This is a genomic window from Virgibacillus alimentarius, assembly GCF_017874635.1.
GTDB lineage: Bacteria > Bacillota > Bacilli > Bacillales > Amphibacillaceae > Virgibacillus_B > Virgibacillus_B alimentarius.
The window spans coordinates 68,026-89,962 of the sequence record NZ_JAGIKX010000008.1 but is presented as its reverse complement, the minus strand read 5'-3'; the positions used below and the strand labels follow the sequence as shown (position 1 = coordinate 89,962).

The following is a 21,937-nucleotide window of genomic DNA, read 5'->3' as shown; positions in this document are numbered from 1 at the left end:
ACTTTGTATTCGTCGTTGAAAACATTGTATCACAAGGAGTTAATATGACCCTTTTTGTTTATCCTTTTCTTTTACACAATTATATGGACTTAATCGATATCACCGCGCTCCGGTCGATTTCATCCCCTTTCCGGTTGATATCCACGCACTCCGGTTGATACATCCGCGCGCTCCTCTGCTTCTTCGATGGTTGGTCCCTCCAGTCGGTCGGCGCCGGATGCCAGTTTTATCCTTATCAGCAATGATTCTGCACATATAAAAATCCCCGAATAACGGCTTCTGCAGCTCTCATTATTCAGGGATCATCCGTCGATTTGCGAAAAATCCTCCTAAAATCAAAAAGGGGTCACAACACGTTTACACCGATCACATCACTTATTTTTATCTCAATTTCATCTTCCAATGCCAAGCGATTATTAAGCACGTCAATCATTAATAACTTCCCTTCTACTTTTTTATAATCATGATCAGCAAAATAAGTGATTTCTACCGTTAAGTCATTGTGCAGTGCACATTGCAACATGGTATCCATTTCTACCTTTTGCTGTTCATCTAAAATTGGCTTCTCCTTGTATTCATCCTGCCTGAACACCTCTTTCAGCATCTCCACGTGCTCGGGCAGCATCAAAGAAGTCCATTTTTTCGTCCCTCGGTCTTTTAAACTCATTTATGCTCCAACTCCTCTATGGTGTTTTGGCCGTCCCGCAGATAGAATATAATCCCGTTTAAATGTTCTTACCTTTTTGCGCCAATAACAATAAGCAACAATCGAATCTTCATTTATACGTATCACTCGAATGCAACGCTCTGTCAGACGATTACTACGATCCATATAAAAGATCCTAATTTTTTCTTTGCGCTGCAAGGAACGATGAAGGATAAAATGCATTAGCAGGACCACCTTTTCGATCATTTGTTCCCATTATAGAACAAAGAACAAACGTTCGCAAGTGGGAGTGGATGGAAAATCTACAAGGGAGCCTGTCCCCTGTTACAGAGCAAGGGTGTTGCTCGAGTTTGGCTCTTAGTCGCGCGAGTTTTTAATTTATTGCGCGAGCTTCATCCAATATCGCTCGCATTCTATTCCTTATTGCGCGTGTGCAGCACTTTATTGCTCGACTTCCTTGCAAGGTTGCTCGAGTTCATCTTTTATTGTTTATCAAAGTATCCTTTCCCTACTTTCAAACCAAAAACCCGCTTATCCTTCTTCCGATAAGCGGGCTTCCGGTCCATTCTTATTCATTACTCGTTGTATCATTCATGTCATTGGAATGATTTTTATTGGATAATAGCGTTTTTACTTCTGTTAAGGTCTGATACATTTTAAACATGATAATTAAGAGTTCACAATAAATTCGGACAAAAAGTGGGCCAACAACGAGCATAAGCAGCCCCATGAAAATATTTACAGGGTCACCATAATAGGACATGCCTTCTGCAATCGTAAATACGGAACCAATAACGACGAAAGCAACACCAATCCAAAAAACAATTTTAATAATTGTCGGTGTAATCATTTTATCGAATTTGACAAAATTCTTGAATTTTTCTTCCATTACCCTATCCCTCCCAACTAATTGTCTATCACTATCATAAAAAAAGTATCATTGCTTTTTATCCCTTCCGTTCACAAAAGGAAATGTCATATATTATGTATGCTATCGCTCAAAACCTGGCTGTCCTTATTCATTACTCGTTGTATCATTCATGTCATTGGAAAGATTTTTATTGGATAATAGCGTTTTTACTTCTATTAAAGTCTCATACATTTTAAACATGATAATTAAGAGTTCACAATAAATTCGCACCAAAAGCGGACCGAGAACAATCATAACCAACCCTAAAAGGATTTGACTCGGATGGCCGTAATAGGACATTCCTTGTACAATCGAAGCGATCGCACCAATAAGAGACAAAGCAACACCAATCCAAAAAACAATTTTAATAATTGTCGGTGTAATCATTTTGTCAAACTTGATAAATTTCTCCACTTCTTTCCCCCCCATCTACTCCTATAGTAAAAAAGATGTGATATCTTTTTTACACCGCCATTAACAAAATAGGAAAAATATTCCTATAACGGTTTTTATGTATGCTATTTTACGACAAAAACCTCCATCTCGCAATGAGACTTATGTCCTTGTTTTCATGCTTTTAAGCCCCATTTCATTATACGAAAACAACCTGCAAATTATTCTGTTTTTTTTCAAAGAGCAATCCACAGCTTACCCCACCCTCGCCTTCCGTTCACATGTATGGTATTCTTACAATTGAAAATAATATAAACTTTAACCACAAGGTGGCTAAGTATGGCACTAGACTATAATAATTCAATCCCTCTTTATGTCCAATTGAAACAAAGAATTGAACAGAACATTTTAGATGGCAGCTACATCGAAAAGATTCCGAGTGAGCGAGAAATTATGGATGAATTTTATGTAAGCAGGAGCACCGTCAGACAAGCAATAACGGAATTAGTAAGCGAAGGCGTGCTTGATAAAAGACCCGGTAGAGGAACTTTTATTTCGATGAAGCCGATAGAGGATTGGCTTGGAAATTTAAGCAGTACCAGTGAGACGATTCAAAGAATGGGAATGGAACCTGGTGCAAAGCTAATTCAGTCAGAAGTTGTCGAATTGCCCGCGCCTCTTAAAAAAATCACCGGAATAACGAAAGCGTTTCATTTTAAACGAGTTCGCTACGCAGATCAAACACCAATGGGGATTGAAAACCATTATTATCCTATTCATTTAGGGAAAAAGATCCGTACCTATGATTTAAATAAGGTTACATTATATGACTTGCTTGAGCTGCAGCTTGGAATTCATACCTTTGAAGCGGATCAGATCATTAAAGCAGGGAATGCAACGAAGGAAGATGCATCCTTATTAGGTATTTCCCCCGGTGAAAGCATGTTGATCGCTAACCGTAAACTAGTCGATGTCCATGGTAAATTTGTAGAATTTGAACATGCTTTTTACCGGGCAGACATGTATTCATTTAAAATTAAACTATCACGCAAACATAACTAGACCTTTCAAACATCGCGTTTGAAGGTCTTTTTTATGGCTAAAACCCCCACATTCCCCACTGGTACGAACATTATGATCATGTTGTATTGCTAAAGATGCATCCTTTAAAATAAAAAATACCGTTTTATCTGAATAGTCCGTTTTTGTAATAAATGGAGTCTTCACGAGATGTTATGTCGAATCCGTTTGGAAAGGTGTGAAACAATTGAATTGGTATATTGCTTGGATCGTCGTATTTTTAGTCGCTATTTTAGGTGTTGGTCTGTATTATTCCCGGAAGATAGAGACGGCAGATGATTATACGATGGCTAATTTCAGTCTGGGGTTCTTTCCTATTTGCGGAAGTATTATTGCAACTGCACTAGGTTCTGCGGCAGTTATTGGTGCTTCCGGTAAGGGATTTCATATCGGCATATCCTGGATGATAACAAGTGTTCCCACTGTTTTTTTCTCCATCCTCGTTGCTGTACTTCTTGGGGCCACGATACGAAAGCTTAAATTGTACACATTGCCGGATTTATTTGTCCGCCGGTTTGGAAAAGCAGCTGGAATTATACCGTCACTTATTATTAGTGTCCTTTATATGACACCAACTTTTGGTATGCAAATTGTTGGCATGGGGGCTATTTTAACGACGATTGTCGATATTCCTCTCCCTGCAGCAATGCTGCTTGGCTTTGTCATATCTGTCGCCTTTACGTTATTAGGCGGACTTCCAAGTGTTGCTTGGACGGATGCTGTGCAATCCGTGTTAATTCTTGCAGGGCTCATCATTATGTTTGTGATGGGACTTCGTTATGTTGGTGGCGTAGATACAGTCATCGAAAATACACCAGCAGAATTTTTTCGTCTATCCGCAATGAATACGACAGAAATGCTGAACTACATGCTCATATTTGGACCATTCTACTTAGTATGGCAAACATCATGGCAGCGCATCTCAGCTGCTAAAACAGAAAAAATAGCGGTGCACGCGGTCTCGACAGGATTTATTTTAACACTCCTTGTTGGCGTATTTGCCATTGGCATTGGCATCATCGCACGGCAAGCCATCCCATTAAATACAGACCCGGATCTTGTATATACGGAATTTCTTGAGGCTGTTTTCCCTCCTGCTATTGGCGGATTCTTTATGGTATCCCTTTTTGCTGCTGTATTAACAGGAGCTACGTCATTTTTATTAAGTGGTGCAATGAATATGTCAAAAGATATTTATCAAGGATGGATTGCACCGGACGCAAGCAGTGAAAAAGTATTGAAAGTATCACGACTTTCCGTCGCAGGTATGGCGCTTGGCGGCTTATTAATCGCCCTTCTAATCACAGACGTCATTGCGATCTATTCGATTGCCTTGTCTCTTTCTGCCATAACGATGGTCATGCCCGTTCTTGCAGCTATGTTTTGGAGGAAAGCAACAAAAACAGGTGTTATTTCAAGTGTTATCGGTTCCTTCATTTTAGCTGTGATCTGGAATCTTTTAGGAAAGCCATTTGGAATACATGAAATTCTTCCCGGACTAATCGTTTCCTTTTTAATCCTTGTTATCGTCAGTCTCCGTACGAGCCATTCAGCTGACGAACAAGTGACAGCTTACTACTTTTCCATGAAAGAAGAGAAGGATCCTGTAGACGAAGAAGAAAGCTTATTAAACAACAGAAGGAAGGTTTTATAATGACGAAAATTGATGTATTATTCACCAATGCAAATGTATTAACACTAGACAAAAATAACAGCCGGTCCAGATCTGTGGCAGTTTCAAATGGGAAAATTTTCGGTATATGGAATGAACCGGAACCACCAAGCAATGTTTTACATACCACCGAGCAAACAAAGGTGATTGATTTAAAAGGGGCAACCTTAATGCCCGGTTTCATCGATACGCACAACCATATTTTAATGTACGGACTCCTGCGTGATCAGGTCAATTGTAGCACGCCCCCTAACGAATCCATCGCAAATATCACCGAAGCAATTGGTCAAAAAACAGAAGAAACACCAGCCGGAGAATGGATCCGGGGCTACGGATTTGATGATACCCTGATTGATGAAAAACGGCATATTACACGCGATGACTTAGATGCAGTATCCCCGAATCATCCCGTTATGATCAGTCATATATCCGGTCACTTAGCAGCAGTCAACTCACTTGCTTTACAATATGCCGGGTTAGATGACAAAGCACCTGATCCCGTATCCGGCGGACATTTTGGCAGGGATCAGAAAGGAAGCTTAAATGGCGTGCTTTATGAACCCGGAGCGATGGAACCTGTTTACAATGTACTCCCGCAAAAAACAGTTGAACAAATGACAGCGGATTTGAAAAACGTATCCAACGAATATGTTGCCCAAGGAATCACAACGAATTCAGATGCGAAAGTAAGTAGTCTTGATGAATTAGAAGTACATCTCAGAGCAGCTCAAACCGGTGCTAACCCTATGCGCGCAAGGTTAATGATCAGCAATGACCTGCTAAGGCAAGAAGGTCCTTTCGGCAATTATACCGCCGCACAATTAGATCGTATGATCAGCGAACAATCCAATGGAAATGCCCGCCTTGACAGTGCAAAAATGTTTCAAGATGGCTCCATTCAAGGCTTAACCGGCGCATTAAGAGAACCCTATTATCAGCACCCTGACATTGACGGCGATTTGATCCATGAACAAGAATCTTTTCAAGAAGAAGTGCTCGATTTGCACCGTAGAGGATTTCGCGTCACCACGCACGGAAACGGTGACCGTGCCATTGGTTCCATTCTCGCTGCATATGAATATGCGTTAGAAAAGTTTCCGATGCGTGATCACAGACACCGGATTGAGCATGTCCAAACCGGTCAACCAGAAGACTTGAAGAAAATGGCTAAACTCCAAGTAGCTGGTTCATTTTTCATCAATCACGTCTATTACTGGGGAGACAGACACGAGCAAATTTTCTTAGGACCAGAGCGCGCACGGCGCATCAGCCCTTTAGCAGAAGCTGCTCAGCATAATTTATTATTCACCCTGCACTCCGATTGCCCTGTTACACCAATATCCCCATTATTTTCCGTCTGGTCCGCAGTCAATCGCACAACAAGAAACGGAAAATTACTCGGACCTGAGCAGCGAATTGATGTTGTCACCGCATTAAAAGCAATGACAATCTATGGTGCTGCATTGAACTTTGAAGAAGAACACACCGGCAGTATTGAAATAGGAAAACAAGCTGACTTCACCATACTCGAAGCAGATCCTACAACTGTACATCCGGATGAAATAAAAGACATCACCATCCAAGCAACTTTTATCAACGGCCAGTCCGTTTACGAAAACAAAAACCTTATCACAAGCTAAAAACCGTACCAACGAAGGCAATCTTTTCGATGTGGAAAAGATTGCTCTTTTTGATTGAGCCTATTTCCGATGTACCGGATTAACAGGATCGGTCGATATTTCTACTACTCCGGTTGATACACTCACGTTCCAGGCGATACTTCCACTCCTCCGGTTGATATACTCTCACTCCGGTCGATACTTCCGCTCCTCCGGTTGATACTCTCACGTTCCGGGCGATACTTCCGCTCCTCCGGTTGATACTCTCACGTTCCGGGCGATACTTCCACTTCTCCGGTTGATATACTCACGTTACAGGCGATACTTCCACTTCTCCGGTTGATATTTAAAGAGGGTGGAGAGATGAAAGTCCAAAAAGTAATTGTGGAAGAAAAACCATATCCGTTATACATACTGCTAGATAAAAAATTTAGGGCTTGTCAACTAAAGTGTGTAAGTTGCTCTAAATACTTTAACACACGATCTTTCAAGCGGTCATGAACGAGCAGCTGGTTCATCACCATCTCCCAGTTTTGGATATGGCCACCTTCCCATTCATTTTCGAGTTCTTGCACCCGTAAAAACAATACTTTTAGAAGAGTGTTCTCGTTAGGGTATGTGTTAAAATAAACTTAAGAAGTATAATTACGAGATCGATTTTGAACGATCGGGCCATTCAGTGGTATAAAAGCTATTGTGAAAATGTTTTCTGATCATTTCATTAACGAATTAAACCGCAAGAATCAAAAAGAATTGATCGCCCCTTTTTAGTATGCTGAATACTAAAAAGGGAGTGAAATTATGAACAATAAATCCATTGGATTACTTCAGGGAATTGCATTATATATAGCAGCCATTTTAGGGTCAGGCGTCCTCTTTTTATCAGGTGTAACGGCATCGATGGCGGGTCCAGCATCGATTTTGTCATGGCTTATCGTTATTTTAATTAGTTTTCCACTTGCCTACTCTTTTGCAAGCTTGGCTGGGAAATATCCAGATGTCGGCGGTGCAGCAACTTTTGTTAGAAAATCTTTTGGATATCATCTTGGTAATATTGTTGGATGGTTTTATTTTGTAACCGCAGCTGTTGGACAGACAATTGTATCCATGACTGGTGCTTTTTATGTTGGTGATGCGTTTGAATTATCACCTTTTATAACAACTACAATTGCCGTATTGATTTTGGTGACCGCGGGTGTTTCAAACTATTATGGTGTAAAAGTCAGTGGTAAAGTCGCATTGATTTTAAGTGCTATGCTACTTGTACTTTTACTGTCAGCAGTATTTGTGTCATTACCTAACATACAATGGGGGAATTTTACTCCGCTTATTCCAAATGGATGGTTTTCCATTGGAAGTACTGTAACAGTTATATTTTGGGCATTTTTCGGTTGGGAGGCTATCTGTAATTTAGCCAATAATTTTAGGAAACCGGACAAAGATATTGTCAAAGGGTCTATTATTAGCGCGGTAATAATTGGCGTACTATTTTTGGCATTAAGTTTGGTCACCATTGGTACAGGCACGTATGGTAGTGAGGAAAGCAATCTATCTCCTATCGGAATTATAATGGGGGATGCAGTAGGTGTCGGCGCTAAATATGTAACAGCTATTTTAGCCTTAATCATTTGCACTGGAACTTCGAATGCATTTGTGGCCAGTCTCACGCAATTAGGATATTCATTAAGCAGAGATGGGGCTTTTCCCAAAAACCTTTCAAAGCTACATACAACAACCCAAATTCCGAGAAGGATGGTATTGTTTATAATCTGCTTTTCAGTAGCAGGGGTTTTCATAGTAAATGGTTTATCTTTGGCGTTCGATGATATTTTGTTTATCCCAACGTCCCTCGGAATTTTAGTCTATATAATATCAATGGCAGCAGGGGTGAAGTTGTTTAAGAGGAGCACACTGCCATGGTGGGCATCATTAATCGCTTTTATTTCATGTTTGTTGGTAATTCCTTTTTTCCAGTTATATATATTTGTCCCGATTATTATCATGGTCTTATATGTAATTTATATGGTTTTGGATAAGAACATTTTTGCCTACAAAGAAAAGGTGAAATCTGATGAAGAATAAAGATATCAATAATATTTCTAAAGACATTATGTGGAAAGCAACAGTATTATGTGATTCAGCTTATGATGGGATATTTTTTTATGCGGTAAAAACAACAGGTATTTTTTGCCGACCGTCTTGCAAATCAAGGGTTCCAAATAGTGATAATGTATCCTTTTTTTCTAATGCAACGGAGGCGCAAAAGGCAGGATATCGTCCTTGTAAGAGGTGTCGACCCGATTTGAAATCAGTGACTACTTATGACCCATTCAAATTAGTTGTAAAAGAAACGATGGAGTTCATCGAAGATAATTATGGGCAAACTATACTTTTGGATGAACTAGCAACCGTAGTGGGAATTAGCGGTTTTCATTTAAATCGCCTTTTTAAAGAACGAACCGGGTATACACCACGCTTGCATCTCGAAAAGGTCAGAATTAATAAGGCCAAGGAGCTTCTTTTAACAACCACCTTAAACAGCACTGAAGTTGGTTATCAGATCGGATATCAAAGTATATCCAGCTTTTATAACGCATTCAAACGGAATACTGGACTTTCACCATATCAATTTCGGGTCAACATGACAGCTAACCATCAATAATTTTCCTATTCTGATCAATATTCACTAAAACTAAACCGAAGGAGATACGGATATGATCTTTTATGATGAATGCAATACAATCATCGGTTGTTTGCGATTTGTTTTCAAAGAGGATGGTTTACTCGAACAAGTCTTACTGAACGATGACCGTTGGCATGCTTTGGTTACTAAGCACAAGATAAAACGAAATCACGAGATTGGAAACCCTATTTGTCAACAATTTCAGGAGTATATTCATGGGGATCGCAAACAAATTGATGTCCCGTTTGAACTAACAGGGACACCATTCCAAAAGCAAACATGGGCAGCATTAAGAAGCATTCCCTATGGAGAAATACGATCTTATTCTGAAATAGCTACTTTTATTGGGAAACCTAAAGCGACTCGTGCAGTTGGCCATGCTAACGCTATTAATCCACTGCCTATACTTATTCCTTGTCATCGTGTAATAGGGAAAAATAAAAAACTGACTGGCTATGCCGGGGGAACGGATAAGAAGAAACAGTTACTGTTAATTGAAGGCGTTATGATTTATTAGCAAATAAAAGCTTACTACTATCAATCGCCTGTCTACGGCAATCGGAAGCGATTGTTGCAGATCAAAAGCCTAATTCCTCGATAAAATATAAGAGGATTTAGTTTTTTATTTGTGGTGCATTCTTATTCACTGTAACCAATTGTCATCTAACAATTACATTGTGTATTGATGTAAATGGATTTTTAGTAGTTTACTCTTGATAAAATCCTACTCCCAATCCGGACGATACTTCCACTCCTCCGGTTGATACTCTCACGTTCCGGACGATACTTCCGCTCCTCCGGTTGATATACTCACGTTACGGACGATATTTCCGCCCCTCCGGTTGATACTCTCACGTTCCGGACGATACTTCCACTCCTCCGGTTGATATACTCACGTTCCGGACGATATTTCCGCCCCTCCGGTTGATTCCCTCCCACTCCAGGCGATATTCGCACATTTCCAGTTGATACACACAGCCACACAGCCCCTCGGTCCCACGAACGCTGCACGTCTACTTTCCTCCATCCAATCCTTTCCTAAATCAATTATCTTACAATTCCGTCATGTACTTTACTTCAATTTTGACAGCATGTATTATATAATTATAAATTATTATTTTTTTAAAAACATATGTTATAGGTTATTGGTTATTCTAATAGTATATAGTAGATGGAGGAGAAAACGATGATTAAGGTAATCACCTATGGAACATTTGATCTAATTCATAGTGGGCATATTAATTTGCTGCGCCGTGCCAAAGAAATGGGCGATTACTTAATCGTTGGGCTATCTACGGATAAATTTAATACATTAAAAAACAAAAGAGCCTATCATACATTCGAAAATCGCAAAATAATTCTTGAATCGATTCGCTACGTTGATCAAGTGATTCCTGAGGTAACATGGGACCAAAAAATGGATGATGTCATCAAACATCACATCGATATCTTCGTCATGGGAGATGACTGGAAAGGGAAATTTGACTTTTTAAAAGATTATTGTGAAGTTATTTATTTACCAAGAACCATTGGTGTATCCACGACAAAGATTAAACAGGATCTGCACCGAGTCAGGGATCGCTAAAATCAGCGACAATTTTCACCACGGTTTTCTTTTTCCACGATGAGAATCTGCACGAGTTCAGGTAATTTCTACTAAATCACAGATAGTATTTTCCACTTCACAAAAATTATTCCTGCATTTTTTTCCTTAGATTACAATAATTACTTACAAAATTGTAATAATTTTTTAATGTACTTATCACGCAGTTCATAGTAAAATGAAAGATGGTCGTAATATTTTTCGGGTGTACTGTTTAATATTCGACTTTATTCCCAATGCAAGTTCGACAAATTTTTTTTGGATTCATATAGATTAAGGAATCAACTAATTTTAAGGAGTTTTAAGTATGAAAAGGAACGACAATCCTCAAACTCGGGTGACGCGAAATAAACCGAAAAAGAAATTACGTAAAGGGCGAGTTTTTACCTTGATTTTGATTTTAGCCTTTCTTTCCGTTGCGAGCTATGCAACTTATCTTTACGTCAAAGCAGATTCTGCTCTCTCCGGTTCCTATGAAGACAATGGAAGAGAAAAATCTGATCTTCGGGAAACAATCGTCGATCCAAAATTCGATAACGTCTCCATTCTCCTCATGGGAGTGGATGAAAATAAGAAAAGAGACAATGCTGGCAGTGCACGAACCGATACATTGATGCTGGCCACATTAAATAAAGATGAAAAAAGTGTAAAAATCGTCAGCATACCGCGGGATACATTGGTTTACCTCCCAGAAGTCGGCTATGAGACTAAAATTAACCATGCACATGCCTTCGGTGGCTCAAAGGCAACGATGAACGCTGTTGAAAGTCTGCTCGATGTACCCGTTGACTATTATGTCAAAGTGAATTTCGAAGCTTTTGTTGAAGTGGTGGACTCATTAAACGGAATTGAAGTCGAAGTTCCGTACGAATTCAAAGAATCGAATTCCAAAGACAAGCGAGACTCCATTCACCTGAAGAAAGGGTTGCAAACACTGAACGGTGAAGAAGCACTCGCATTAGCCCGAACCAGAAAGTTAGACAATGATATTGAACGTGGAAAGCGTCAGCAAGACATTGTCAAGGCTGCTATTAAGAAAGCAACATCCATCAGTTCCGTACTAAAATACGATAATATGATCGATGCGGTTGGGGACAATATGAAAACGAATCTGACTTTTGATGAAATGAAAAGCCTTGTCGCCTATGGTACAAGCAAGGATGACTTAGATATCGAAACATTGCAGCTGGAGGGCACGGATTACCAGCCTTCAGGTACCTATTACTGGAAAGTGGATGACGCTGCACTTGCGGAAACACAAAGCAAATTAAAACAACATCTCGAACTAGAAGATACAAATCCGAACACAGAAGATCCTAATCAAAGTCCAGAGCAAGACCCGAACCAGGATCCAAATCAATATCCGGAACAAAACCCAGAGCAAGACCCATACCAGGACCCTAATCAAAACCAGGATCCAGAACAATCCAATGAACGGCCATACAATGAATATCCGGATCCGCCAGCAAATGATTCACTCGATGAAGAATATCAATACTAAAACAAAAAAAGGTTGCTAATCTATGAAACTAAGATTAGCAACTTTTTCTTTTTCTATTTATTCTACTTTCCTATTATCTCCTGTCATTCTGCGGATTCCATTTAACAGGGGCTTACGATTATAGGTAGTAATTCCGGCAATTTCTGCGATAAGCTGAATACCTAATATAATCACGCCAAGTAAAAACAGGGACGTTAGTAGTCTAGCACTGTTAAATACAATCGCCATTCCGCCAAAGAATATACTAAACACATAGATAATTAAGACAGATGCGCGATGAGAATACCCCATGTTGATCAACTGATAGTGAATGTGTTTCTTATCTGGTGTTGCAATTCCTTGATTATTAATTGCCCGTCGAATAATGGCAAAAATCGTATCAAAAATCGGAATCGCGATCACAATGAGCGGTACGAGAAAACTAAAGAAAGCAACGTTCTTAAATAAACCCAGCATAGAAACAATCGCGATCGAATACCCTAGAAAAAGCGCCCCGGTATCTCCCATAAAAATCTTGGAAGGATAAAAATTGTGATACAGGAAACCAAAGCAACTTCCTACTAGAATAACACATAAATACACGACGAGTAATCGATGATCGATGAACCCCATCACGAGAATACTCGTTAGACCAATTGCAGAAACACCTGCTGCCAGGCCATCTAAACCATCGATGAGATTAATCGCATTAGCAGCGGCAACAATCCAAAAGATCGTCATCGCAATGCCAAAATAGCCCAAATGCACGGTTCCTAAAAACGGAAGCGTCAGCTTTTCAATAATGAGTCCCGAAGAAACGACAACTATTGCAGCTGCAGTTTGGCCAGCGAGTTTGTAGATCGCTTTAAACTCAAATATGTCATCCAGCATTCCGGTAATAAGCATGATACACGCACCTAGAACGATGGCATTTAATTGTGGATGCATTGGCTGCAGGTAAAGAAATCCCGCTACGACACCAATAAAAATGGCCAGTCCACCCATACTCGGTTTCAAACCTTTATGCATTTTTCGATTATTCGGTTTATCAACGACATTCCATTTTTTTGCTAATTTAATGATAACTGGAGTAACAAGTAATGTTGTTGCACAAGAAATGATAAATGCGATGACCAACTCACTTATATTCCACATATATACACCTCTAGCTAACGTAACTGTATCGTATTTTAATGGTTCTACTCTATTCTATCAATTTCTATGCTAAAAGTATATCATTCTATGAATAATATCCTGTCTTTGTCTTTCACGTGAAAAAACGCTCCGGCTCCCCATCAACAGGGGATAGATCCGGGTTTCCCTATTGATTATTTTTTATAGATTGGTACTTCTAAATATAATATATATGAGTCCAGTTGTCGATAAATGTTGTATAATCGCTTAATTTGTCCGAAAAACCAATCTTTATCAATCGTGTTTTGGGACTTCGCATTTTCTTTTCCAATTACATTCGCAAGGTTCCAGCGCATGGAATATAAAGTACGCTGCCCATTTACAAAATACATTCCCTTTATATATGGTGCTCCACCTATAATGGATTTTTCCAGCGTATCCCAGCCTTCATCAAATGCCTTCTTAGCTCTGCAGGATAATGAATGATCCGATTCGTCCGTGATCCCGTAAATATTATAAACCCACTTCTTTGTTTTCGCTGTTTCCCCTGGAACCGTTACTTTGATGCCGTCCTTGTCTTTTTCAACATACGTGATATGCCCAGATCGATCAACCGGTATTCCATATGCTGCTCCAGCTGATCCTCTTTCTACTTCTAACGTTGCATGGGAGACTAATAGAATTTCATTAATGCCATGTTCTCGTCCAGCATCAATAAAAGCTTGCTCCTTATCTTTTAGGATATCAAATCCTTTTAAATAATTATGCAGTACCTCATTCGTAACGACCCTTGGTCTGGATAAATCGAGTAATTGAAATTTATCCTTGTCATCTTTCAATAAATTAGCAGGGTCAAAATAAGTTTCTACGTCTTTATAATCCCGAATAGCAATGATTTTCTCCTTCAATTGAGCAGTGCTTTCATCTTTCATATGCATTTTTATTGCTTCTTCAAACGTTACATTGTAATGCTGATAGGTCAATTTTTCTTGGTATCTGGCAATTTGGTCTAGTTTCTTAAACGTATATTTATCCGCGATGCCACTTACAGGTAAACCATAATCCCTTTGAAATTGTTCAAGCTTCCGTTGTGTCAGGCTGCCAAATTTATTGGTAATTGGCAGTCTTCCATACCCAAGCGATACCAAATTTTCCTTCAAATACTTCACGTCTTCATGCCGTCCACCATTTTGCAGCGGACTGAGCAATATTTCATCCATTTTATACAGCGTGTCTGCATTTACCTGACCTGTTACAGAAAGTTCATAGAATGCCTGGAACTCTTTGATGCGGTCAATGGTATACGCTCCCAGTTTACTTGATATTTCGATGCCGCCGAAGCCAATTTGATTTAAGGCATTTTTAAGACGTTTAATCCCTGGATGTTTATCCTCTGCATAGTTAATAGCAGCAGCAAGAGCCTCATATAACTTAAATCGTGTGACATCATCCATGATTCCACTGATTGGCAGTCCATGTTTTCGCTGAAATTTTTTCACTTTTCGTTTCATGCGACCCCCAAATTTGTTCGATATACTGACCTTGCCAAATCCTAAGTTATTTAAATGCTCTTTTAGGATAGGAAGATCCCTGTGCCGTTTTCCTTCACGCAGTGGACTATTCAGTATTTCATCAATCTTTTTTAGTGTGTCGACATTCACCTGTCCTGTTACTGGCAGCTCATAAAATGACTGAAATTCTTTTATGCGATCTACTGCATAGGGCCCTAATTTATCAGAAACCATAATTCCACTAAATCCAATTCGATTTAAATCTTTTTTTAACTTTTTAATACTTGCAAGTTTGATTTCCGGATCATTAATCATGACATGAAATATTTTATTTATCTTGATGACTGTCGAATTATCGATGATTCCGGTGATAGGTAAGCCTTGATCTTTTTGAAATTCCTTTACCCGCTCTTTTGTAAGTGGACCAAAGTTCGGTGTGATTGCGATCGTTCCATATCCTATCCAATTCAGCATTATTTTTAATGGAATCAAGTTATCGTGCTGTTCATGAGGCTGAATCGGACTTGCCAAAAGTCCATCTACCTTTATTTTCTTGTCGTTTATCTTCGCGATATAACTTTCCTCTTTTTGTTGTTCCCCTGCATGATTCTCAACGTCCGCATCTAATTCTGCGGTATGACTTGAATTTGCTAGCTTAGGTTCCAACAGATTCTACCCCCTCATGACATATCATTGTCGTTTTCACTTTGTTTTTTACAAGAAATCAATAAAGTATTTCCTTAGTCTTACATGCAACATCGATCCAATTAAAAACAAAATCAACGTAACCATCCAAAAATAGGCCGTCACACCTGGCTCCTCTATAAAATGCCAACCGACTCCGAAAAATCCAGCCCGGTACCCATCAATTAAATACGTTAATGGATTAAGTCTGACAATTGCTGTAATGATTGCAGTTGCGATGGACCCATCCTGTTTAATATTGGAAACATCCCATAAAATTGGGGATATATAGATTCCAATCCGCATCGTTGACGTTAAGAGCTTATGAACATCCCGAACCAATGCAGATAAAGTCGATAAGATTAATGCAAGTGCATAGGTGAAAATATACGTAGCAATTGCAAAATACGGGATTTGCAAATAATAGATATTAATCGGATAGCCTCCGAATTGTAAAATAACAATAATAATGGCGACTAATCCGGCGTGTACCATAAATCGTGCGCAAATCACATAATTTGGTATAATACTCATCGGAAAATTCATTTTCGAAACGATCTTTAAACGGGAAAAAATCGACTTAGACCCATTTGTTGTGGATTGGCTAAAGAACAGCCATACCATATATCCTGCCATAAGCCAGTATAAAAATGGAACCACCATATCCCCAACTGGGACGTCTGCTCTTTGCCTGATACCAACCCCGAATACAAGCCAATAAATCATGATAAGTATCGCTGGTGTGATAAGCTCCCAGGCCATCCCTAAGTAATTATTTTTATTGGCACTTTTCATTTCAAATAAGGCCATTTTACGTATTAAATACATATTGTTTATCTGTTCTTGAATTACCTTAATGACTGATTTCATTGTATTTCCTCACATATCTCATCTCTTTACAATCACTAGATCTTCAACCTGATCATTGCGCAAAGAAAATAGAAAGTCATAGACAGAACCATGGTATAAAAGATTATTTTTATCCTCTAGATGTGGTTCGCCGAGTTGTTCCGTAACATCCTCTTTTAGCACCGTATGGTGAACAGGGATGGAGATTTCTTGCTTGTCTTCGTCACTTCCGGAAAATACCTCTTCCGGCTCATTTCCTTCTGAGATTTCTTCTAATACAGGATGTGAACCGATTGTGGCTTGCATTTGACCCGCAATCGCTGCATCATCAGATTCCCCAGAAATCTCTTCCAGCAGATCACTGCTAATCCAACCTTCTTTATCAGCATGTACTCCGGCAATTTTCAACCAGTGAATCGCTTCTCCTTCATCTTCTTCCTTATTTTCTATTTGATAGATTTCACCGAAATTCGCAAAAGCACTTGCTTCACTATCAAGGTCCGGTTCCGTACGAATATGTGCACTGGAAACGGTCACATATTGAATTTCTTGCTCATTCTCTTCCCGTTCTTCCTCCGCTTCAGGCGCAGCTGTTTCCTTTTGCACAGGCTCTGGCTCTGGCTCTTCCTCTATCACTGCCTCTGATTGTGCAGCTTCCTCTTGGAAAAATCCTTCCCAAGGTTTAGCAAGATAGATCGCGGTACCTACTGCCACAAAAAGGAGCAGGAGCAACGTAATAAACACATTGGAAGAGAGAAATGAAAATTTCCTTTTATAATTATCGGCTCTTGAAGCTTTATTACGGGGGAGCAGTAACACTGGATCGCGTATTGCATCCTTCTCGTCCTTATTCTCTTCTTGCTCCAGCTTGCTTCGTTTCTCCATCACACGTTGTCTAAAATTCCTCTTTTCCTCATCGGATAGAGCTTTAAATTGTTTTAGGAATTTGCGATACTGAGGTAAAACTTCAATTCTTTTTCCATATGCCCTTACTTCCCCAGCTTCGAGCCATAAGACTTTATTACAAAATTTCCTTACTTGCTGGAGGGAATGACTGACAAAGAAAATCGTTTTCCCCTTCTCCTTAAATTCATTCATTTTGTCATAGCACTTCTGCTTAAACGTCTGGTCTCCAACAGATAAAGCCTCATCAATAACAAGTACGTCTGGGTCGATATTGACAGATATAGCAAAACCTAAACGCGATTTCATCCCGCTGGAATAATTTTTAACAGGCTGATCAATGAAATTGCCAATATCCGCAAATTCAATCACTTGAGGCATCAGCGCTTCAATTTCTTTCTTTGTAAAGCCGAGCATCAAACATTTATATTCAATATTATCGCGACCCGTTAATTCCTTATCTAGTCCGGAAGCAATGGCTATAATGGAAACCTGACCGTTGACAGTAATCTCACCCGTCGTTGGTGGTGCGACACCGGAAATCAGATTGGATAACGTGGATTTCCCTGCCCCATTAACTCCCACCACACCAATGACATCACCCGGATCAGCGGTAAAAGATATATGTTTAACTGCATAAAAATCCTCTCCATATCGGTTAGGTGCGAACACACCCTTTAATCGATCGGAGGAATCCTTATACATTTTATATTTCTTTGTTACATTATGAAAAACTACAGAATGATTCATCATTTATCTCCATCTATTAAAAAACAATTTCATCAAAATATTAAACGATAATTCTATCTATATTACTATAACAAATTTATAGAGTAGAATCGACAAGAAATTATAAAATCTACGGATGCACAAACAAGTCTAGCCCCTATAGGAACTAGACTTGCCTTCTATAAATATCGAACAATGTTAAATTTTAGTAATGGATTATCCAGCTTGTTGTACATATTCTTAATTTGGGTCACTTGCTTGACAGCCCATCCAATATCTGTCGCATATTGCGGATATCCTGGATTTGCTGGATTCCAGCGCATTTTATAGAGCGTATTTTGATAATATTGATTGTGAAGATAGCTGCTGCCAATGAATTTGGCACCGCCTCTTATCGCTGCCTCAGGGGAGAACCACCCTTCCTTGTAGGCAGTAAACGCTCCTAATCGTTTTGGATCACTGTCAGCTGCGCCAATACCAAACATATTGTACGTTGTCTTTATGCTGGTTAGGCGATGTTTATTGCTTGAATTAACTAATTCGAGATGACCAGAATTATTTTTTCCTACCTTTATTCCATTTGCTAGATTCGAAGATCCATTTCCTGTCTCAAGAAGCGCATGGGAAATAAGATAGATTTCATTGACAGAATGACGGTTACCTCCATCGATAAATGCTTGTCCTAAACCTTGGAGGACACCTTTTCCTCGCAATACATTATTTAAGGAACGCGCTGAAACATGCGCACTCTCCGTTAAATCTAAATGTTGAAAGGTGTCATTATTCGTTGGATCCAAATAAAACTTAACATCTGCACGTGTCGGATTTCTCCACGTATTATAGCTGATTTTATGCCACTGACTTCCCTTATTTATAATATGAACGACCGACCCTTTAGGTAACGTTCCGTAAATATGGCTACCAGTGCTGGAAGAAGCACGAACATTCAAGTTTGCTGTTGTTCTGGCAACACCATTGCTGATAGTGACATAGTTAGCTGAAATATAAGCTGGCTTGTTTCTATATTGATCTGTTTGCTGCAATTGATTCATTTGAATATCCAGTGCACGCTCCAGCGAAATATCGTATTTAGAATACGTAACTTTCTCTCGCGTTTCCATGGCCTTATCAATTGCTGCAAGTGTTTCTTCATCTGCAACCCCAGTTACAGGAAGATCATAATCCCGTTGAAATTGCTTTATGCGTTTTTCGGTAAATGATCCATAGTAATTCGTTACCTTAATACCGCCATAACCGATTTGATTCAATTTCTTTTTAAGCGAGATTGTGTCTTTATGGCGTTTTCCCTTGCTCAATGGATTTGGCAAAAGACTCTCGATCTTAGATAACGTGGCTTTATTCGCTGCTCCAGTTACCGTTAAACCGTAGTACTTCTGGAACTGCTTGATTCGTTTTTCCGTGAAAGACCCATAATAGTTCGTTTTCCTAATACCACCATAACCAATTTTATCTAAGTCTTTCTTTAAGCCGATTGTGTCTTTATGACGCTTCCCTTTGCTCAACGGGTTTGGTAATAGACTTTTGATCTTGGATAACGTGGCTTTGTTCGCCGCTCCAGTTACTGTTAAACCGTAATACTTCTGGAATTGCTTGATTCGTTTTTCCGTAAATGATCCATAATAATTCGTTTTCCTAATACCACCATAACCGATTTTATCTAAGTCTTTCTTTAAGCCGATCGTATCCTTATGACGCTTCCCTTTGCTTAATGGATTTGGCAAAAGGCTCTTGATTTTCGATAACGTGGCTTTGTTCGCCGCTCCAGTTACTGTTAAACCGTAATATTTCTGGAACTGCTTTACGCGTTTTTCGGTGAAAGAACCGTAATAGTTCGTTTTCCTAATACCACCATAACCAATTTTATCTAAGTCTTTCTTTAGACCGATCGTATCCTTATGACGCTTCCCTTTACTTAATGGGTTTGGTAATAGACTTTTGATCTTGGATAACGTCGCTTTGTTCGCCGCTCCAGTTACTGTTAAACCGTAGTACTTTTGGAACTGCTTGATTCGTTTTTCCGTGAAAGACCCATAATAGTTCGTTTTCCTAATACCACCATAACCAATTTTATCTAAGTCTTTCTTTAAGCCGATTGTGTCTTTATGACGCTTCCCTTTGCTTAATGGGTTCGGCAAAAGGCTCTTGATCTTAGATAACGTCGCTTTGTTCGCCGCTCCAGTTACTGTTAAGCCATAGTACTTCTGGAACTGCTTGATTCGTTTTTCCGTGAAAGAACCGTAATAGTTCGTTTTCCTAATACCACCATAACCAATTTTATCTAAGTCTTTCTTTAAGCCGATCGTATCCTTATGACGCTTCCCTTTGCTCAATGGATTTGGCAAAAGGCTCTCGATCTTAGATAACGTGGCTTTATTTGCTGCTCCAGTTACTGTTAAACCGTAGTACTTTTGGAACTGCTTGATTCGTTTTTCCGTGAAAGACCCATAATAATTCGTTTTCCTAATACCACCATAACCGATTTTATCTAAGTCTTTCTTTAGATCAATAACCCTTGAATCCCTTACTCCCTTTTTTAAAACAGAAGATTTGGGACTACTACGTGCAAAAAACTGTATTCTGTCTTTCTTTACGGATTCCTCAGAACTTTTCAATGAATTTTCCTGATCCGCTTCAGATGCTTCAGGATTCTCTTCTTCGTCTGATTTCTTATCTTGTGATGAATTTAGTTGTTCCTTTTCATCTGTTTCCTGATCTTCCGACTTATTGGAACCCTCGTCCGTTTCTGAATCCACATCTTCATCCAATACGGGCTCCTCATTCTTATCTAATTCCTCTTCCCCATCCAATATTGGCTCCTCAGAAGCTTCAGAGTTTTCCTCTTGATCCAATTCGCCTTCTTCTGAGGTGTTAGACTGCTCTTCTTTGTCTAATTCCTCAGCCGTTTGAGTGTCTCCTTCTTCTTCCGACACTTCAGATTCACTTTCGGATAATTTATCCTCTTCTGATGCTTCCGGTTCATCCTCAGGGGACTCACTCTCTTCCGATGTTTCAGATCCATCCTCAGATGACTCAGATTCTCCTAGATTTTCAGGACTTTCTTCAGAAACTTCCTCATCATCTATTTCAATTTCATCTGGGGAATCAATGTTTTCTTCAGGTACTTCACCGGCTTCCGAATCAGATTCCTCTTTTTCTTCACTTTCTTCGGATTCCTCTGTGTCGGCTTCTTGTCGAAGAACAGATAGCATCTCTTCTATTTTCACCAATGTTTCTTCATCAGCGGTGCCTGTCTCAGTCAAACCATGATCTGCTTGAAATTGTGTAACAGCAAGCTCTGTCTCGTTATCATAAGTTGGAGATGGATCTTCCGAGAAGTGTCCGTAGTCTAAATTTGTTAAATCTTTTTTTAGCTGAACTATATGATCCCCGTGATCGCCAATGTGGTATTTAAGTTGTTGTTCATTTTCATCTGACACGGCATCTTGTTGGTCCTCTCCATCTTCCTCCTTCCCTTCGTTCTTTGCATCCTCATTCTTCATAATATCTGATTCTTCATTTTCAATTTCTATTGGGGCGTCTTCTTCTATGTATGCATTTTCTGCTGCTAGTACAGATGAACTTATATAAAAAAAGGAAAAGAATACTGCCAATAGAATCAAAGACTTTCTTACCATTTCTTTACTACCATCTCCTTTATTCCCTCTATAATTCTATTCTATTATCGGTTACTTATGTACTGATTTCAATAGATTTTGTCACATTTGGGATATATATCTAAAAAATTTATAATGAATAAAACTTTACAAAATTGAAAGGATACAGATTATACGTTTGAATAGTATAAACGGTTTAAATAAGCAGCAAGATTTAACGCTGATACTATAGATTAGAAGACGATTAAGTTGAAAGAAGATGAAAATAGCATTAAAAGTATGGGAACAATATTTCACTTGTGTTCGAACCTTTTGGATAGAGAAAAACACCCTTTATCATAGGCTAGGGCTATGATAATATAAAAAAGAAGATGCTAGACGCTCA

General features: G+C 39.2%; 19 protein-coding genes. 8 read left to right on the top strand and 11 right to left on the bottom strand.

Features of this window, described 5'->3' with window-relative positions:
* Positions 1 to 99 precede the first annotated feature (99 nt).
* From J2Z81_RS06965 to J2Z81_RS06945, 5 genes are all read right to left on the bottom strand, one after another.
* The gene (locus tag J2Z81_RS06965; protein WP_226370982.1) at positions 100 to 255 is read right to left on the bottom strand and encodes a hypothetical protein; all 156 of its coding nucleotides are present in this window, start codon (positions 253 to 255) and stop codon (positions 100 to 102) included.
* A 91-nt stretch (positions 256 to 346) separates the two neighbouring features.
* Positions 347 to 667, bottom strand: a complete 321-nt coding sequence (locus tag J2Z81_RS06960; RefSeq protein WP_051681395.1) for a YolD-like family protein — start codon at positions 665 to 667, stop codon at positions 347 to 349.
* Complete coding sequence (locus J2Z81_RS06955) at positions 668 to 889, bottom strand: hypothetical protein (RefSeq protein ID WP_029267491.1); 222 nt, start codon at positions 887 to 889, stop codon at positions 668 to 670. It lies immediately after the preceding gene.
* Positions 890 to 1,235: 346 nt separating this feature from the next.
* Positions 1,236 to 1,556 (bottom strand): DUF4282 domain-containing protein, encoded by a 321-nt coding sequence (locus tag J2Z81_RS06950; protein ID WP_051681394.1) that lies wholly within the window; start codon positions 1,554 to 1,556, stop codon positions 1,236 to 1,238.
* Between the two features lie 126 nt (positions 1,557 to 1,682).
* Positions 1,683 to 1,991 (bottom strand): DUF4282 domain-containing protein, encoded by a 309-nt coding sequence (locus J2Z81_RS06945; protein WP_051681393.1) that lies wholly within the window; start codon positions 1,989 to 1,991, stop codon positions 1,683 to 1,685.
* A 318-nt stretch (positions 1,992 to 2,309) separates the two neighbouring features.
* Between J2Z81_RS06945 and J2Z81_RS06940 the strand changes: the two genes are divergently transcribed.
* From J2Z81_RS06940 to J2Z81_RS06915, 6 genes are all read left to right on the top strand, one after another.
* On the top strand, positions 2,310 to 3,032 hold the full coding sequence (locus J2Z81_RS06940) for a GntR family transcriptional regulator (RefSeq protein WP_029267485.1): 723 nt from the start codon (positions 2,310 to 2,312) through the stop codon (positions 3,030 to 3,032).
* 205 nt (positions 3,033 to 3,237) lie between these two features.
* Positions 3,238 to 4,704 carry a sodium:solute symporter family protein gene (locus J2Z81_RS06935; RefSeq protein ID WP_226370981.1) on the top strand — a complete coding sequence of 489 codons (1,467 nt, stop codon included), beginning with the start codon at positions 3,238 to 3,240 and terminating at the stop codon, positions 4,702 to 4,704.
* Positions 4,704 to 6,362 (top strand): amidohydrolase, encoded by a 1,659-nt coding sequence (locus J2Z81_RS06930; protein ID WP_226370980.1) that lies wholly within the window; start codon positions 4,704 to 4,706, stop codon positions 6,360 to 6,362. Before J2Z81_RS06935 ends, J2Z81_RS06930 begins: the two co-directional genes overlap by 1 nt.
* Before the next feature lie 780 nt (positions 6,363 to 7,142).
* Positions 7,143 to 8,423, top strand: a complete 1,281-nt coding sequence (locus J2Z81_RS06925) for an APC family permease (RefSeq protein ID WP_226370979.1) — start codon at positions 7,143 to 7,145, stop codon at positions 8,421 to 8,423.
* A 28-nt stretch (positions 8,424 to 8,451) separates the two neighbouring features.
* On the top strand, positions 8,452 to 9,003 hold the full coding sequence (locus J2Z81_RS06920) for a bifunctional transcriptional activator/DNA repair enzyme AdaA (RefSeq protein ID WP_029267478.1): 552 nt from the start codon (positions 8,452 to 8,454) through the stop codon (positions 9,001 to 9,003).
* Between the two features lie 52 nt (positions 9,004 to 9,055).
* Positions 9,056 to 9,541: a methylated-DNA--[protein]-cysteine S-methyltransferase gene (locus J2Z81_RS06915; RefSeq protein WP_038220957.1), complete on the top strand. Its 486-nt coding sequence runs from the start codon at positions 9,056 to 9,058 to the stop codon at positions 9,539 to 9,541.
* Between the two features lie 293 nt (positions 9,542 to 9,834).
* Here J2Z81_RS06915 and J2Z81_RS06910 read toward each other — a convergent pair whose 3' ends face one another.
* Positions 9,835 to 10,035 carry a hypothetical protein gene (locus tag J2Z81_RS06910; protein WP_226370978.1) on the bottom strand — a complete coding sequence of 67 codons (201 nt, stop codon included), beginning with the start codon at positions 10,033 to 10,035 and terminating at the stop codon, positions 9,835 to 9,837.
* A 175-nt stretch (positions 10,036 to 10,210) separates the two neighbouring features.
* On the opposite strand from J2Z81_RS06910, the gene tagD reads away from it, so the two are divergent.
* Both tagD and J2Z81_RS06900 read left to right on the top strand, forming a co-directional pair.
* On the top strand, positions 10,211 to 10,609 hold the full coding sequence (gene tagD, locus J2Z81_RS06905) for a glycerol-3-phosphate cytidylyltransferase (protein WP_029267472.1): 399 nt from the start codon (positions 10,211 to 10,213) through the stop codon (positions 10,607 to 10,609).
* Positions 10,610 to 10,934: 325 nt separating this feature from the next.
* A complete protein-coding gene (locus tag J2Z81_RS06900; protein WP_084179021.1) occupies positions 10,935 to 12,128 on the top strand; it encodes an LCP family glycopolymer transferase in 1,194 nt (397 codons plus the stop codon).
* Positions 12,129 to 12,185: 57 nt separating this feature from the next.
* Here J2Z81_RS06900 and J2Z81_RS06895 read toward each other — a convergent pair whose 3' ends face one another.
* From J2Z81_RS06895 to J2Z81_RS06875, 5 genes are all read right to left on the bottom strand, one after another.
* A complete protein-coding gene (locus J2Z81_RS06895) occupies positions 12,186 to 13,262 on the bottom strand; it encodes a glycosyltransferase family 4 protein (RefSeq protein WP_226370977.1) in 1,077 nt (358 codons plus the stop codon).
* 173 nt (positions 13,263 to 13,435) lie between these two features.
* The gene (locus J2Z81_RS06890; protein WP_029267466.1) at positions 13,436 to 15,418 is read right to left on the bottom strand and encodes a peptidoglycan-binding protein; all 1,983 of its coding nucleotides are present in this window, start codon (positions 15,416 to 15,418) and stop codon (positions 13,436 to 13,438) included.
* Positions 15,419 to 15,466: 48 nt separating this feature from the next.
* Positions 15,467 to 16,306: an ABC transporter permease gene (locus J2Z81_RS06885; RefSeq protein WP_226370976.1), complete on the bottom strand. Its 840-nt coding sequence runs from the start codon at positions 16,304 to 16,306 to the stop codon at positions 15,467 to 15,469.
* An 18-nt stretch (positions 16,307 to 16,324) separates the two neighbouring features.
* On the bottom strand, positions 16,325 to 17,938 hold the full coding sequence (gene tagH / locus J2Z81_RS06880; protein ID WP_226370975.1) for a teichoic acids export ABC transporter ATP-binding subunit TagH: 1,614 nt from the start codon (positions 17,936 to 17,938) through the stop codon (positions 16,325 to 16,327).
* Between the two features lie 158 nt (positions 17,939 to 18,096).
* On the bottom strand, positions 18,097 to 21,573 hold the full coding sequence (locus tag J2Z81_RS06875) for a peptidoglycan-binding protein (protein WP_226370974.1): 3,477 nt from the start codon (positions 21,571 to 21,573) through the stop codon (positions 18,097 to 18,099).
* Positions 21,574 to 21,937: the final 364 nt, after the last annotated feature.